The organism is Pseudomonas sp. PSE1(2024) (assembly GCF_050990555.1).
Taxonomy (GTDB): domain Bacteria; phylum Pseudomonadota; class Gammaproteobacteria; order Pseudomonadales; family Pseudomonadaceae; genus Aquipseudomonas; species Aquipseudomonas aphyarum.
In genome coordinates this window covers 4,034,854-4,050,677 of record NZ_CP158967.1, presented here as the reverse complement: position 1 = coordinate 4,050,677, position 15,824 = coordinate 4,034,854, and the positions used below count along the sequence as shown (strand labels likewise).

13 protein-coding genes are annotated in these 15,824 nt (G+C 59.7%); 1 reads left to right on the top strand and 12 read right to left on the bottom strand.

Going from position 1 to position 15,824, the window contains the following annotated elements; all coding sequences use genetic code 11:
• Positions 1-2: 2 nt before the first annotated feature.
• The 12 genes from nuoC to ABTV87_RS18285 all read right to left on the bottom strand — a co-directional run bounded on the left by nuoC (position 3) and on the right by ABTV87_RS18285 (position 14,031).
• On the bottom strand, positions 3-1,787 hold the full coding sequence (nuoC, locus tag ABTV87_RS18340) for an NADH-quinone oxidoreductase subunit C/D (RefSeq protein ID WP_007951457.1): 1,785 nt from the start codon (positions 1,785-1,787) through the stop codon (positions 3-5).
• A gap of 69 nt (positions 1,788-1,856) precedes the next feature.
• Positions 1,857-2,531, bottom strand: a complete 675-nt coding sequence (locus ABTV87_RS18335; protein WP_007951456.1) for a NuoB/complex I 20 kDa subunit family protein — start codon at positions 2,529-2,531, stop codon at positions 1,857-1,859.
• 10 nt (positions 2,532-2,541) lie between these two features.
• On the bottom strand, positions 2,542-2,955 hold the full coding sequence (locus tag ABTV87_RS18330) for an NADH-quinone oxidoreductase subunit A (protein ID WP_003223812.1): 414 nt from the start codon (positions 2,953-2,955) through the stop codon (positions 2,542-2,544).
• A 546-nt stretch (positions 2,956-3,501) separates the two neighbouring features.
• Positions 3,502-4,827 carry an isocitrate lyase gene (aceA, locus tag ABTV87_RS18325; protein ID WP_262161031.1) on the bottom strand — a complete coding sequence of 442 codons (1,326 nt, stop codon included), beginning with the start codon at positions 4,825-4,827 and terminating at the stop codon, positions 3,502-3,504.
• A 476-nt stretch (positions 4,828-5,303) separates the two neighbouring features.
• Complete coding sequence (locus ABTV87_RS18320; protein ID WP_433898078.1) at positions 5,304-6,056, bottom strand: secretin N-terminal domain-containing protein; 753 nt, start codon at positions 6,054-6,056, stop codon at positions 5,304-5,306.
• Positions 6,057-6,298: 242 nt separating this feature from the next.
• A complete protein-coding gene (locus ABTV87_RS18315) occupies positions 6,299-6,724 on the bottom strand; it encodes a GNAT family N-acetyltransferase (protein ID WP_007951452.1) in 426 nt (141 codons plus the stop codon).
• Entirely contained in the window at positions 6,717-7,892 is a 1,176-nt protein-coding gene (locus tag ABTV87_RS18310; RefSeq protein WP_085609248.1) for a cupin domain-containing protein, read from the bottom strand. Before ABTV87_RS18310 ends, ABTV87_RS18315 begins: the two co-directional genes overlap by 8 nt.
• An 86-nt stretch (positions 7,893-7,978) precedes the next feature.
• On the bottom strand, positions 7,979-9,349 hold the full coding sequence (gene purB / locus ABTV87_RS18305; RefSeq protein ID WP_039767413.1) for an adenylosuccinate lyase: 1,371 nt from the start codon (positions 9,347-9,349) through the stop codon (positions 7,979-7,981).
• A gap of 127 nt (positions 9,350-9,476) precedes the next feature.
• Positions 9,477-10,100: a high frequency lysogenization protein HflD gene (hflD, locus tag ABTV87_RS18300; protein WP_039767411.1), complete on the bottom strand. Its 624-nt coding sequence runs from the start codon at positions 10,098-10,100 to the stop codon at positions 9,477-9,479.
• The gene (mnmA, locus tag ABTV87_RS18295) at positions 10,097-11,221 is read right to left on the bottom strand and encodes a tRNA 2-thiouridine(34) synthase MnmA (RefSeq protein WP_074688946.1); all 1,125 of its coding nucleotides are present in this window, start codon (positions 11,219-11,221) and stop codon (positions 10,097-10,099) included. The genes hflD and mnmA overlap by 4 nt, the downstream gene beginning before the upstream one ends.
• A 59-nt stretch (positions 11,222-11,280) precedes the next feature.
• On the bottom strand, positions 11,281-11,727 hold the full coding sequence (locus ABTV87_RS18290) for an NUDIX hydrolase (protein ID WP_433898077.1): 447 nt from the start codon (positions 11,725-11,727) through the stop codon (positions 11,281-11,283).
• A 78-nt stretch (positions 11,728-11,805) separates the two neighbouring features.
• Positions 11,806-14,031 (bottom strand): NADP-dependent isocitrate dehydrogenase, encoded by a 2,226-nt coding sequence (locus ABTV87_RS18285; RefSeq protein WP_433898076.1) that lies wholly within the window; start codon positions 14,029-14,031, stop codon positions 11,806-11,808.
• A gap of 481 nt (positions 14,032-14,512) precedes the next feature.
• Here ABTV87_RS18285 and icd point away from each other — a divergent pair, with 481 nt between their 5' ends.
• Positions 14,513-15,769 (top strand): NADP-dependent isocitrate dehydrogenase, encoded by a 1,257-nt coding sequence (gene icd, locus ABTV87_RS18280; RefSeq protein ID WP_007951441.1) that lies wholly within the window; start codon positions 14,513-14,515, stop codon positions 15,767-15,769.
• Positions 15,770-15,824 lie beyond the last annotated feature (55 nt).

The following is a 15,824-nucleotide window of genomic DNA, read 5'->3' as shown; positions in this document are numbered from 1 at the left end:
GCTTAGCGGTCCACGTCGGCCATAACGAAATCGATACTACCCAGGTACGCAATCAGGTCCGCGACCATGCTGCCTTTGATCACCGAAGGGATCTGTTGCAGATGCGGGAAGCTCGGAGTACGGATCCGGGTACGGTAGCTCATGGTGCCGCCGTCGCTCGTCAGGTAATAACTGTTGATGCCCTTGGTCGCTTCGATCATCTGGAAGGATTCGTTGGCCGGCATGACCGGGCCCCACGAAACCTGCAGGAAGTGCGTGATCAAGGTTTCGATGTGCTGCAGCGTGCGCTCTTTCGGCGGCGGCGTGGTCAGCGGGTGATCCGCCTTGTACGGGCCTTCCGGCATGTTGCGCAGGCACTGGTCGATGATCTTGACGCTCTGGCGCATCTCTTCGACGCGAACCATGCAGCGGTCGTAGGCATCGCCGTTGGCAGCCAGCGGTACTTCGAACTCGAAGTTCTCGTAGCCGGAGTACGGACGCGCTTTACGCAGGTCGAAGTCGCAACCGGTGGAACGCAGGCCGGCACCGGTGACGCCCCATTCCAGGGCCTCTTTGGTGTTGTACTGGGCAACGCCGATGGTACGACCCTTGAGGATGCTGTTCTGCAGGGCGGCCTTGGTGTATTCGTCGAGGCGCTTCGGCAGCCATTCAACGAAGTCCTTCACCAGTTTTTCCCAGCCGCGTGGCAGGTCGTGGGCGACGCCACCGATGCGGTACCAGGCTGGGTGCAGACGGAAACCGGTGATGGCTTCGATCACCGTGTACGCCTTCTGGCGGTCGGTGAAGGTGAAGAACACCGGGGTCATGGCGCCGACGTCCTGGATGTAGGTACCCAGGAAGAGCAGGTGGCTGGTGATCCGGAAGAACTCGGCCATCATGATGCGGATGACGTCGACCTTCTCGGGCACCTTGATGCCGGCCAGCTTCTCGACCGAGAGCACGTACGGCAGGTTGTTCATCACGCCGCCGAGGTAGTCGATACGGTCGGTGTACGGAATGAAGCTGTGCCAGGACTGACGCTCGGCCATCTTCTCGGCACCACGGTGGTGGTAACCGATGTCCGGAACGCAGTCGACGATCTCTTCGCCGTCCAGTTGCAGGATGATGCGGAACGCACCGTGAGCCGAAGGGTGGTTCGGACCCAGGTTGAGGAACATGTAGTCCTCGTTCGCCCCGGAACGCTTCATGCCCCAGTCTTCAGGACGGAAGCGCGCGGCTTCTTCCTCAAGCTGTTGCTTGGCCAGGTTCAGGCTGAACGGATCGAATTCGGTGGCGCGCGCCGGGAAGTCCTTGCGCAGCGGGTGACCTTCCCAGGTCGGCGGCATCATGATGCGCGACAGGTGCGGGTGACCTTTGAAGTCGATGCCGTACATGTCCCAGACTTCACGCTCGTACCAGTTGGCGTTCGGCCAGATGCTGGTGACGGTCGGCAAGCTGAGGTCGCTCTCGGACAAGGCGACCTTGATCATCACGTCACTATTACGTTCCAGCGACATGAGGTGATAGAACACGGTGAAATCGGCACCGCTCGGCAGCCCTTGACGCTTGGTGCGCAGACGCTCGTCCACGCCGTGCAGGTCATAGAGCATGACGTACGGCTTGGGCAGGTTGCGCAGGAAGGTCAGGACTTCGACGAGCTTGGCGCGCGCCACCCACAGCACCGGCATGCCGGTGCGGGTCGGCTGAGCGGTGAACGCTTCGGCGCCAAAACGGTTGTTCAGTTCGACGACCACATCCTGGTCGTCTGCCTTATAAGGCGGGATGTACAGAGCACTGCCTGTAGTCATGGTTATTTTTTCGCTTTCGGTCAACGTAAAGAATGAAGCCAGCTTCTCGTTTCTTTGAAACAGACTGGATCAGACTTCGTCAGGGCTGCGCAGGTTGGTGACTGCGATTCGCTGTTCGCGGCGCTGTTCCTTCTGCGAAGGCATGTCGGCGCGATAAACGCCTTGATCGCCAACGACCCAGGAAAGTGGGCGACGCTCCTGGCCAATGGATTCCTGCAACAGCATCAAGCCTTGCAGAAATGCTTCTGGACGGGGCGGGCAGCCAGGTACGTAGACGTCAACGGGCAGGAACTTGTCCACCCCCTGAACCACGGAGTAGATGTCGTACATGCCGCCGGAGTTGGCGCACGAACCCATCGAGATCACCCACTTGGGCTCGAGCATCTGCTCGTACAGGCGCTGAATGATCGGCGCCATCTTGATGAAGCAGGTCCCTGCGATAACCATGAAGTCGGCCTGACGCGGTGATGCCCGGATAACTTCGGCGCCGAAGCGCGCGATGTCGTGGGGCGCCGTGAAGGCGGTGGTCATTTCCACGTAGCAGCACGACAGACCGAAGTTGTACGGCCACAGGGAGTTCTTACGTCCCCAGTTGACCGCGCCACTCAGCACGTCTTCCAGCTTGCCCATGAAAATGTTTTTGTGGACTTGATCTTCTAACGGATCGGAAACGGTTTCCCGCTGGCCGATCGGATACTGCTCGTTAGGAGCATCGGGGTCGATTCTGGTGAGATTGTATTGCATTGCCAAAGCCTCATTGTTTCAGCTTCGCCTGCCGCTTGCGACGAGCTTCCGGAGCCCAGTCAAGGGCGCCCACTCGGAACAGGTAGACAAGACCTGCCAACAGAATTGCTATGAAAACGAGAGCTTCGACGAATCCGGTCCAGCCGCTTTCGCGGACGGACACAGACCATGCAAAGAGAAAGAGGGCTTCGATATCGAAGATCACGAAGAGCATCGCGACCAGATAGAATTTGGCTGAGAGCCGCAAGCGGGCGCCACCGGTAGGTAGCATGCCGGACTCGAACGGTTCGTTTTTGCTGCGGCCCCAGGCTTTTGACCCGAGGAGGCTGGAGACGCCGAGCATGAAGGCACACAGGCCGACTACACCCAGAAGGAAAATGGCAAAGCCCCAGTTGTGGGCCATGAGTCCTGTCGCTTCGGGCATGCTGGAAATCCTTAACAGAGAGCAAAGGTCTCTGAGCTTGATAAAGAAATAAGGCAGTGACGATATGTCGCAGCAATCAATCGCGCTGATTTTATGGCTAAACACCCTGCAAGTAAAATTCCTATAGCGAAATTATTTATTGGAATAAGGACATAGCGCACCTCGAAGGGCCCGCAGCCCATGCGTTGCGGGCATTAGCCGGGATTTCACGAATTATGTTTTGTAGGAAATGTAACGAACATAGTTGCCGCTAAATGATAATTAATATCGTTTGGAGTGGTTTGGTAACTGTTTAACGGGTCAGTAGTTGGGAAGTTGTCTTATATGCGCGTTACTGCAAGTTGCAGCGGGGCCCGTTTTAGCCGATTTTTGCGATGCGGATACCGCTCTGGATCAATGTTTTGCCTGACAGGCTGTGCCAATTCCTGAGGTGCCTGGAAAACCGCAGGCAAAAAAACGCCCCGAACCAGTCGGGGCGTCAGTTTTTCGGCAATGCGGTTAGCTTTCTATACGGTCCGCAAAGGCCGTTCGCTCAGGCGAAGTCGATCAGTGGAACTGTTCTTCTTCGGTCGAACCGGTCAGCGCGGTCACCGAGGACGTGCCGCCCTGGATCACGGTGGTCATGTCGTCGAAGTAGCCAGTGCCCACTTCCTGCTGGTGAGCCACGAAGGTGTAACCCTTGGCGGCGTCAGCGAATTCCTGCTCTTGCAGCTTAACGTAGGCAGTCATGTCGTTGCGGGCGTAGTCGTGCGCCAGGTTGAACATGCTGTGCCACATGTTGTGAATGCCGGCCAGGGTGATGAACTGGTGCTTGTAACCCATGGCGGACAGTTCGCGCTGGAACTTGGCGATGGTCGCGTCGTCCAGGTTTTTCTTCCAGTTGAAGGAAGGCGAGCAGTTGTACGACAGGATCTGGTCCGGGTATTCCTTCTTGATCGCTTCGGCGAAACGACGGGCTTCGTCCAGGTCCGGCTTGGCGGTTTCGCACCAGATCAGGTCGGCGTACGGCGCGTAGGCCAGGCCACGGGCGATTGCCTGGTCCAGACCTGCACGAACCTTGTAGAAGCCTTCCTGAGTACGATCGCCGGTTACGAACGGCTTGTCATACGGGTCGCAGTCGGAAGTCAGCAGGTCGGCAGCGTTGGCGTCGGTACGGGCCAGAATGATGGTCGGTACACCGGCAACGTCGGCAGCCAGACGAGCTGCGGTCAGCTTTTGCACGGCTTCCTGGGTTGGAACCAGAACCTTGCCGCCCATGTGGCCGCATTTCTTCACGGAAGCCAGCTGGTCTTCGAAGTGAACGCCGGCGGCGCCTGCTTCGATCATGCTCTTCATCAGCTCGTAGGCGTTCAGTACGCCGCCGAAACCGGCTTCGGCGTCAGCCACGATTGGCGCGAAGTAGTCGATGTAGCCTTCGTCGCCCGGGTTCTTGCCGGCTTTCCACTGGATCTGGTCGGCACGACGGAACGAGTTGTTGATGCGCTTGACCACGGTTGGAACCGAGTCCACCGGGTACAGCGACTGGTCCGGGTACATCGATTCGGCGGAGTTGTTGTCCGCAGCGACTTGCCAGCCCGACAGGTAGATTGCCTGGATACCGGCTTTGACCTGCTGCACAGCCTGGCCGCCGGTCAGGGCGCCCATGCAGTTGACGAAATCTTTCTCTGGGCGGAAGGACGGCTTGGCACCCTGGGTGACCAGGTTCCACAGTTTTTCGGCGCCCATTTTTGCAAAGGTGTGCTCTGGTTGAACCGAGCCACGCAGACGGACGACGTCAGCAGCGGAGTAATTGCGAGTCACGCCTTTCCAGCGCGGGTTTTCAGCCCAGTCTTTTTCAAGGGCTGCAATTTGCTGTTCGCGTGTCAGTGCCATGGAGATAAACCTCGTCGCGTCTTTATGAAAAGTTGTTCTGCGGTGGAAAATTCCTTGCGCTCGCTGACCAGAAGCTTAGGTGGTCAGGTCGGGTTCGGCGGGGCAGGCGACGGGATGAACGATGGGCTCGAGGGGAAGTGAGCAGGTAAAGGCGAACTGGCGGGCGCATTCGGGCGTCGTGGGCCTTTATACGAACTACAGTGTAAAGCCGGGTTACCTAATTACGCTTCCGTCCCTCGGGACAACTTCGTTCCAGTCGGCAACCTCGTCAAACACACCTTGTGGGCGGTACAGACACGAAACGGCTCGCGGGGATGGTTGCGAGCATCGCTTCGAAGGCCCTTGCCAGGGCCTCTGATTAGCGGGAGCGAGGCCATCATGCCTTCGCTTTTTTGGCTCGTCAAACGTTTTGTAGTGCTTTTTTTCAAGCACTACATCTTTCGTCTAATACGACTAATCAGTCAGTTTTTGGTGCTTTAGTCCAACGTGTCGACTTTCACCCGCAACGTCATGTCATCCCGGCCTTGAGTCGAGTAGCTGCGGGCCAGGCCCTGTTTGTCGGCCTGGGTCTGGCGGTTCACGCCGGCGAGGGTGATCCATTCGCCCAGTCGCCCGGTGACAGTTGTGTCGGTGCTTTGCACGTTCACTACATCGGGACGTTCCTGGCTCATGCGGTCACGGTTGGTACTGATCGCCAGGTGAACGGTTTCGCCGGTGACGCTGGCGGTGACGTAAAAGCCCTGTGTGACGTTGCGATATTGAGTCTGGCTGCTGTAATCGCCGTAGGAGTTGGTCTGGCTGCTGGTGATCGGCACGCTCTGGCCGACCTGGATCAGCGCCGGTGCACCTTCGCTGGCCTGGATCTGCTGAATGCCGCCGTCACGGCTGGAAGTGCTGCGACTGATGATACGGGTTTGCGCGCCGTTGACCGAATAGCCTTCATCGCCACGGCCGTTGTTTTCGTTGGTGTCGACCGTGATCAGCAGGCGCTTGGGCGCGGTGTCGAGCTGCGAGAGCAGGTCCTTGAGTTCTTCGATCTTGCCGGGCTCGGCCTTGACGATCAGTTGGTTGCCATAGGCGCTGACCTGGCCGTCCTTGCCGATGAAGTCCTGTGCCACCGGCAGCATGTCGGCGCTGGTGTGGTATTTGAGGGGCACGATTTCTGTGGCTGCCATCACCGAAAAACTGCAGCCGAGCAGCAGGGTGGTGAGCAGGGTGCGTAGGGACATGTCCGTTATCTCCGCTTTCGAAAGGCTTGATATTGCCAGTTTGTCGGCCCGGGGTGGGGCAAGTTGAATCGTAGACAGCAAAACGCCCCGGCATCGTGAGATGGCGGGGCGTTTTACGTGATCGTTCCCACGCTCCGCGTGGGAATGCAGCCAGTGACGCTCTGCGTCACATGCCGCAAGGGACGCGGAGCGTCCCGAGAGGCATTCCCACGCAGAGCGTGGGAACGATCGGCGCCTCGGTCTTAAGCTGAGTGACGAACCATGTCGACATGCGGAATCCCTGCTTCCAGGAATTCCTCGCTGACCAGGTTGAAACCCAGGCGCTCATAGAACGCCGTGGCCTGCACCTGGGCGCTGAGCATCTGCTGCTTCAGGCCGCGAGCTTCCGCTTCGGCAATCACCGCTTGCATCAGCGCATCGCCGACCTTCAGGCCGCGCCAGTCCTTCAGCACCGAAACCCGGCCGACATGCCCGTCGGGCAAGAGGCGGGCGGTGCCGATCGGAAAGTCGCCTTCGAAAGCCAGGAAATGCACCGCCGTGGCGTCATCAGCGTCCCACTCAAGCTCGGGTGGAACTGATTGTTCGGCAATGAACACCGTTTCGCGAATGCGGCGGATCTCGGCGTTGTCCTTTTGCCAGTCTGCAACACGTACGCGAATCTTATTCATCGTCGGCGAACCCCAGGCTTCCCTGTTTGACCAGTTCGCACAGCAGGCCGCGACCGTCTTCGTCGCTCAGCCAGTCACCGAGGTTGTCGGTGTGCAGGGCGTCGGCAGAGCAGATCAGCTTCAGCAGTTCGCGCAGCTTGCCCGGCAGGTAACGGCTCTGGCCGCTGGCGAACAGCAGCAGATCATCATCGACGTCCGACCACGCCAGGCGCGCGCTCGGGTTGCGGATCAGGATGGCGCCGTCTTCGAGTGCTCCAAGAAGGTCTTCTTCCTCGACTTCTTCCGGGCCGACCACCAGCTCTGGATAACGCGGCTCGGTCATGTACTGGCCGAACCAGGTCAGCAGCAGGCGTTCGTCGCTCATGTGCTCGGCGAGCAGGGCTTTCAGGCGGCCGAGTGCATCGTGCTGGATCTGATGTGGATCATCGCTGACCGGCTTGGCGTCGGCGTCGGTGTAGCGCTCTTCGTCAGTCAGGAACTGGCTGAGGAAGTCGGTGAAGTGGGTCAGCACTTCAGCGGCGCTTGGTGCGCGGAAGCCGACCGAGTAGGTCATGCAGTCATCGACGGCAACGCCGCAGTGGGCCAGACGCGGCGGCAGGTAGAGCATGTCGCCCGGTTCCAGGACCCACTCTTCGGTCTCGTTGAATTCGGCGAGGATGCGCAGGTCCGCGTGTTGCAGCAGCGGGCTTTCGGAGTCGCACATCTGGCCGATTTTCCAGTTGCGCTTGCCGTGGCCTTGCAGCAGGAACACGTCGTAGTTGTCGAAGTGCGGGCCGACGCTGCCACCCGGGGCGGCGAAGCTGATCATCACGTCGTCGACGCGCCAGCTCGGCAGGAAGCGGAAGTTTTCCAGCAGCTCGCTGACTTCCGGCACGAACTGATCGACCGCCTGCACCAGCAGGGTCCACTCGCGCTCCGGCAGTTTGCTGAATTCGTCTTCGGCGAACGGGCCGCGACGCAGTTCCCATGGACGCTCGCCGTGCTCGATCACCAGGCGCGATTCAACTTCCTCTTCCAGGGCCAGGCCGGCGAGTTCGTCGGCGTCGATCGGGCTTTCGAAATCAGGAATCGCCTGACGGATCAGCAGTGGTTTTTTCTGCCAGTAATCGCGCATGAATTCGCGCGCCGTAAGACCACCCAGAAGTTGAAGAGGAATATCGGGATTCATATGTAACCTATTGAAAAAAAGCATTTTTCAGACGGGAATAAAAACGCCCGGCGCGGCCGGGCGTCTCAAACGGGTCAAGCAGTCGATCAGATGCGTTTGGCTTGCGCTACAGCGTTGCCGATGTAGTTGGCCGGGGTCAGTTGCTTGAGCTCGGCTTTCGCAGCGGCCGGCATGTCCAGGCCATCGATGAAAGTCTGCAGCGCTTCAGGGCTGATGCCCTTGCCGCGAGTCAGTTCTTTCAGCTTCTCGTACGGATTTTCGATGTTGTAGCGGCGCATCACGGTCTGGATCGGCTCGGCCAGGACTTCCCAGCAAGCGTCCAGATCGGCAGCGATCTTGTCAGCGTTCAGCTCGAGCTTGCTGATGCCTTTGAGGCTCGCTTCGTACGCGATCACGCTGTGGGCGAAGCCGACACCGAGGTTACGCAGAACGGTGGAGTCGGTCAGGTCGCGCTGCCAGCGGGAGATCGGCAGTTTGCTCGCCAGGTGCTGGAACAGCGCGTTGGCGATGCCCAGGTTGCCTTCGGAGTTTTCGAAGTCGATCGGGTTGACCTTGTGCGGCATGGTCGACGAACCGATTTCGCCGGCGATGGTGCGCTGCTTGAAGTAGCCCAGGGAGATGTAGCCCCAGATGTCACGGTCAAAGTCGATCAGGATGGTGTTGAAGCGCGCAATGGCGTCGAACAGCTCGGCGATGTAGTCGTGCGGCTCGATCTGCGTGGTGTACGGGTTGAAGCCCAGACCCAGCTCGTCTTCGATGAAGGCGCGGGCGTTGGCTTCCCAGTCGATCTGCGGGTAGGCCGACAGGTGAGCGTTGTAGTTGCCGACAGCGCCGTTGATCTTGCCCAGCAGCGGAACGGCAGCGACCTGAGCGATCTGACGCTCGAGACGGTAAACCACGTTCGCCAGCTCTTTACCCAGGGTGGTCGGCGAAGCCGGCTGACCGTGGGTACGCGACAGCATCGGCACGTCGGCGAAGCGGATGGCCAGTTCGCGGATGGCGTTGGCAGTCTGGCGCATCAGCGGCAGCATCACGTCGTCACGGCCTTCGCGCAGCATCAGGGCGTGGGACAGGTTGTTGATGTCCTCGCTGGTGCAGGCGAAGTGGATGAATTCGCTGACCTTGGCCAGCTCTGGCAGCTTGGCCGCTTGCTCTTTGAGCAGGTATTCGATCGCTTTTACGTCGTGGTTGGTGGTGCGCTCGATCTCTTTCACGCGCTCGGCGTGCTCCAGCGAGAAGTTTTCGGCCAGTTCATTCAGAACGGCGTTGGCTTCGGCGGAGAAGGCTGGCACTTCCGGGATGCCGGCGTGAGCGGCCAGGCGCTGGAGCCAGCGCACTTCAACCAGAACGCGGGCACGGATCAGACCGTACTCGCTGAAAATTGGGCGCAGGGCCTGGGTTTTGCCGGCGTAGCGGCCGTCAACAGGGGAAACCGCAGTGAGCGAAGAGAGCTGCATGGGGTGTTCTCGGACAGTCGGGCAACGAAATGGGGCGCGTATCATACATGAAAAAATCCGCCGGTCCGTCGCCAACTGACCGGCGTATTACGCGTTACAGACTACAAAGCTTTTATTGCGCGGCGATTTACTCGCTGCGCATCAACGGATACAGCTCTTTGAGCAATTTGCGTCGGCTCACGACCAGCTGCCAGCGATGGCCGCCGAGCTGACGCCACAGGCGTGCCGAACGAATGCCGGCGAGCAGCAGGGCACGGATCTTCGAGGCGTTGCTCGGTTGCTGCAGGTTGCGCATGTCGCCATGCACCTGAATGCGTTGGCGCAGCGTGCTCAGGGTGTCCTGATACAGCGCACCGCAGGCCGCGATCACGTTTTCGTGGGCCGGGCCGAAATGCTCGACCTGCGACTGGATCTGCGGCAAGCGCTTGCCGATCACGTCGAGCATGTCGTTGCGCTTGGCCAGTTGTCGCTCAAGGCCGAGCATCGACAGGGCGTAGCGCAGCGGTTCGCGCTGCAAGGTGCTCGGGTCGCGCTCGAGGGCGCCGATCAGCGCGCGGTAACCCTCGCGCAGGTTGATGTCGTCGCCGCCGTAAACATCCAGCGTGTCTTTCGGGTCGCGAACCAGCAGGCTGCCGAGCATGCAGCTCAGGCCGGCCTCGTTGGTCTGACCGGTCTTGGCGATCCGGTCGACCAGCACGGCGGCGAGAAACACGCCGCCCAGAGCGGTCAATTGCTCCTGAGTCGGGCTCATGCCTGGCCGCTCCACGGCTCGGCGACTTCGATCACGCCGCCACCGAGGCAGATTTCACCGTCATAGAACACCACCGACTGGCCCGGCGTGACCGCGCGTTGCGGCTCGTCGAACACGGCGCGATAACCGGTCTCGGTTTTTTCCAGCGTGCAGGCCTGATCGCTCTGGCGATAACGAACCTTGGCGGTCAGGCGCAGTGGCTGGCTCAAGTCGATCGGGTTGACCCAATAGATTTCCGAAGCGAGCAGGGCGCTGGAGAACAGCCACGGATGGTTGTTGCCCTGGCCGACGATCAGCTCGTTGGTGTCCAGATCCTTGCGAAGCACGTACCACGGCTCGTCGCCGGCGTCTTTCAGGCCACCGATGCCCAGGCCCTGACGCTGGCCGATGGTGTGGTACATCAAACCGTGGTGGCGGCCGATGACTTCGCCTTCGGTAGTCTTGATCTCGCCCGGTTGCGCCGGCAGGTATTGCTTGAGGAAATCGCTGAAGCGACGCTCGCCGATGAAGCAGATCCCGGTGGAATCCTTCTTCTTGGCGGTCGCCAGTTCGTATTTCTCGGCAATTGCACGGACTTCCGGTTTTTCCAGCTCGCCGACCGGGAACAGGGTCTTGGCGATCTGTTCGCCGCCGACGGCGTGCAGGAAATAGCTCTGATCCTTGTTCGGATCCAGGCCCTTGAGCAGCTCGGTGCGGCCATCGATGTCGCGGCGACGCACGTAGTGACCGGTAGCGATCAGGTCAGCGCCGAGCATCATGGCGTAGTCGAGGAACGCCTTGAACTTGATCTCGCGGTTGCACAGGATATCCGGGTTCGGCGTGCGGCCGGCCTTGTATTCGGCCAGGAAGTGCTCGAACACGTTGTCCCAGTACTCGGCGGCGAAGTTGGCGGTGTGCAGCTTGATACCGATCTTGTCGCACACAGCCTGGGCATCCGCCAGATCGTCCATGGCGGTGCAGTATTCCGTTCCGTCGTCTTCTTCCCAGTTCTTCATGAACAGGCCTTCCACTTCATAGCCCTGCTCGATCAGCAGGAGAGCGGAAACGGAAGAGTCCACGCCGCCGGACATGCCGACAATGACGCGCTTCTTGGATGTGTCAGAAGGGGCTGGATCACGCATAGGGATTCAATGAGTGTCTTGAAAAAGGACGCGATTCTATCAGGCTCACGGCCTCAAGGCTAAAGGGAAGGGCGGATCAGTTCGAGGCCGAAGCGATTGCCGGCCAGATAATCATCGATGCAACGGATGATCAGCTCGCTGCGCCAGTTGTCGCGCTGGGCCAATAATTCGTCGCGGGTCAGCCACTTGGCGCCGACGATGCCGTCGTCCAGTTGATAATCCGGGTGATGTTTCACGGCTTTGGCGCTGAAGCATACGCGCTGGTAAGTCACGCCGTTGCTCGGGGCGGTGTACAGATAAATGCCGACCACAGCAGTGGGCTCGACGTCCCAGCCGGTTTCTTCGAGGGTTTCGCGCACGGCGGCTTCGATCAGGGTTTCGTCCGGATCCAGATGGCCGGCGGGCTGATTGAGCACGTTTCGCCCGGCCTTGTGTTCCTCGACCATCAGGAAGCGGCCGTTGTCCTCGACGATGGTGGCGACGGTGACGTGGGGGAGCCATTGCATTGATTGAATCTCCTGGGCGAAAGGCAGAAACACAAACCCCGGCGCATGGCCGGGGTTTGTGATGTTCCCTTTACAACCTTATACCAGCGCAGCGATGGCCGCGTTGAGGGTTGCGCTTGGGCGCATGGCCTTGCTGATCAGCTCGGCATTGGCGTGGTAGTAACCGCCGATGTCCACTGGCTTGCCTTGAACGGCGTTGAGCTCGGCGACGATGGTCGCTTCGTTCTCGGTCAGGGTCTTGGCCAGAGTCGCGAACTGCGCTTGCAGTGCAGCGTCTTCGGTCTGGGCGGCCAGGGCTTGTGCCCAGTACATTGCCAGGTAGAAGTGGCTGCCGCGGTTGTCGATGTTGCCGACTTTGCGCGATGGCGACTTGTTGTTGTCGAGGAACTGGCCGGTGGCCTGGTCCAGGGTCTTGGACAGAACCAGCGCTTTCGGGTTGTTGTAGTTCACACCCAGGTGCTCGAGAGAAGCGGCCAGGGCCAGGAATTCACCCAGCGAATCCCAGCGCAGGAAGTTCTCTTCGACCAGTTGCTGCACGTGCTTCGGAGCCGAACCGCCAGCGCCGGTTTCGAACAGGCCACCGCCGTTCATCAGCGGCACGATCGACAGCATCTTGGCGCTGGTGCCCAGTTCCATGATCGGGAACAGGTCGGTCAGGTAGTCACGCAGTACGTTGCCGGTCACCGAAATGGTGTCCTTGCCTTCGCGGGTGCGCTGCAGGGTGTATTTCATGGCATCGACCGGCGCCATGATCTGGATGTCCAGACCAGCGGTGTCGTGATCTTTCAGGTAAGCCTGAACCTTCTCGATCACCACGCCGTCGTGGGCGCGCATCGGGTCCAGCCAGAAAATGGCTGGAGTTGCGCTTGCACGAGCGCGGTTGACGGCCAGTTTGACCCAGTCCTGGATCGACGCGTCTTTGGTCTGGCACATGCGGAAGATGTCGCCGGCTTCAACAGCCTGTTCCATCAGCAGGGTGCCTTTGCTGTCGGTCACGCGAACCACGCCGTCGGCCTTGATCTGGAAGGTCTTGTCGTGGGAGCCGTATTCTTCGGCCTTTTTAGCCATCAGGCCAACGTTTGGCACGCTGCCCATGGTGGTCGGATCGAAAGCACCATTGGCTTTGCAATCTTCGATCACGGCCTGGTAGATGGTGGCGTAGCAGCGATCCGGGATCACAGCCTTGGTGTCGTGCAGCTGGCCGTCGGTGCCCCACATCTTGCCGGAGTCACGGATCATGGCCGGCATCGAGGCGTCGACGATAACGTCGCTCGGCACGTGCAGGTTGGTGATGCCTTTGTCGGAGTTGACCATCGCCAGCGACGGACGAACGGCGTAGACCGCTTGCACGTCAGCTTCGATCTGGGCTTGCTGCTCGGCCGGCAGGGATTTGATGCGGGCGTACAGGTCGCCGATGCCGTTGTTCAGGTTGAAGCCGATCTCGGCCAGCACGTCGGCGTGCTTGGTCAGGGCGTCCTTGTAGAACTCGGCAACGATCTGGCCGAACATGATCGGGTCGGAGACCTTCATCATGGTGGCTTTCAGGTGAACCGACAGCAGCACGCCTTGTTGCTTGGCGCTGTCGATCTCAGCGGCGATGAATGCGCGCAGGGCCTTTTTGCTCATCACGGAGCAGTCGAGGATCTCGCCCGCCTGAACGGTGGTTTTTTCTTTCAGGACGGTAGCGGTGCCGTCTTTGGCGATCAGCTCGATCTTCACGGCGTCAGCGGCGTCGATCAGGGCAGCTTTTTCGCTGCCGTAGAAATCGCCGGTGCTCATGTGAGCGACGTGGGACTTGGAGTCCTTGGCCCAGGCGCCCATTTTGTGCGGGTGCTTGCGAGCGTAGTTCTTGACCGACAGCGGCGCGCGACGGTCGGAGTTGCCTTCACGCAGGACCGGGTTCACGGCGCTGCCCTTGACCTTGTCGTAACGCGCCTTGGCATCTTTGTCGGCGTCGCTGGTCACGGTTTCCGGGTAGTCCGGCAGGTTGTAGCCCTGGGCTTGCAGTTCTTTGATCGCGGCTTGCAGTTGCGGAACCGAGGCGCTGATGTTCGGCAGCTTGATGATGTTGGCTTCAGGCGTAACGGCCAGGTCGCCCAGTTCGGCGAGGTGGTCGGCTACGGCTTTGTCGCCCAGTTGCTCGGGGAAGCTGGCCAGAATACGTGCTGCAAGAGAGATATCGCGGGTTTCCACGGCGATATCGGCCGAGGCGGTGTAAGCCTCGATGATCGGCAGCAGGGAATAGGTGGCGAGGGCTGGAGCTTCGTCGGTGAAGGTATAGATGATCTTCGAGCGGGTGGGCATATTCGGATTAACTCTCTCTTCTTTGCTAAAGCGTGCGCAGAAACTCGAGGGGCGCCGGGTAAGCGCGTTCGTTCAAAGTCATCCATGAACCGAATGTCGAGAATCTTCGCGGTGATGTTGGGTGCATCAGTAGAGCGTCAAGCAGTCGGACTGCGGTAACAACCCGACCAATCAGGCGGAAAGTCTCGTGCTAGAGAGGCCAGCCGTCGTGACCCTTTGGTCAGCGGGCGGCATTATACATAGGTAGCTGGCAATCTGCCGATGGTTCATATGCAACGATTCTCGTCCATTGGTCTAAAGGTCGCAGGGCGGGGTGGGGCGTAGAGTCGCCGTGAATGCTTGAGATTGGCGCTTTTCCCTTTGCTTTCAGGCTTGTACGAAACGAGATGTGGCCGCGCCCGGAACAGAGGGTTTGCGTGTTGATTCAACTGGGTTACGCTCGAACCAAGCCAGATGTTCAATCCAAACAATGGAGTTCAGCATGGGTTACAAGAAGATTCAGGTTCCAGCCGTCGGCGACAAAATCACCGTCAACGCAGACCATTCTCTCAATGTCCCTGATAACCCGATCATTCCCTTCATTGAAGGTGACGGCATTGGCGTCGACGTCAGCCCTGTGATGATCAAAGTGGTTGATGCTGCCGTAGAAAAAGCCTACGGGGGCAAGCGCAAGATTTCCTGGATGGAGGTTTATGCTGGCGAAAAAGCAACTCAGGTTTATGACCAGGACACCTGGCTGCCCCAGGAAACCCTGGACGCCGTCAAGGATTACGTGGTTTCCATCAAGGGTCCGCTGACCACCCCGGTCGGTGGCGGCATCCGTTCCCTCAACGTGGCCCTGCGCCAACAGCTCGATCTCTATGTCTGCCTGCGCCCTGTGGTGTGGTTCGAAGGCGTGCCGAGCCCGGTTAAGAAGCCTGGCGACGTCGACATGGTGATCTTTCGCGAGAATTCCGAAGACATTTATGCCGGTATCGAATGGAAGGCCGGCTCCCCAGAGGCCACCAAGGTCATCAAATTCCTGAAAGAAGAAATGGGCGTCACCAAGATCCGTTTCGACCAGGACTGCGGCATCGGTATCAAGCCGGTTTCGAAAGAAGGCACCAAGCGTCTGGTGCGCAAGGCCCTGCAATACGTGGTGGACAACGATCGCAAGTCGCTGACCATCGTGCACAAGGGCAACATCATGAAATTCACCGAAGGTGCTTTCAAGGACTGGGGCTACGAGGTGGCGAAGGAAGAATTCGGTGCCGAGCTGCTCGATGGCGGCCCATGGATGAAGTTCAAGAACCCGAAAACCGGCCGTGAAGTCGTCGTCAAGGACGCCATCGCCGACGCCATGCTCCAGCAGATCCTGCTGCGTCCGGCCGAATACGACGTGATCGCCACCCTCAACCTCAACGGTGACTACCTGTCCGACGCCCTGGCGGCGGAAGTGGGCGGTATCGGTATCGCGCCGGGTGCCAACCTGTCCGACACCGTGGCCATGTTCGAGGCGACTCACGGTACTGCGCCAAAATATGCCGGCAAGGACCAGGTCAACCCGGGTTCGGTGATCCTGTCGGCGGAGATGATGCTGCGTCACCTGGGCTGGACCGAGGCGGCCGACCTGATCATCAAGGGCACCAATGGCGCCATCAAGGCCAAGACCGTGACCTACGACTTCGAACGTCTGATGGAAGGCGCCACACTGGTGTCTTCTTCGGGCTTCGGTGAAGCGCTGATCAAGCACATGTAAGAACGGCAGCTGCAACGAAACCGCCCGGCTCGATTACTCGAGCCGGGCGGTTTGT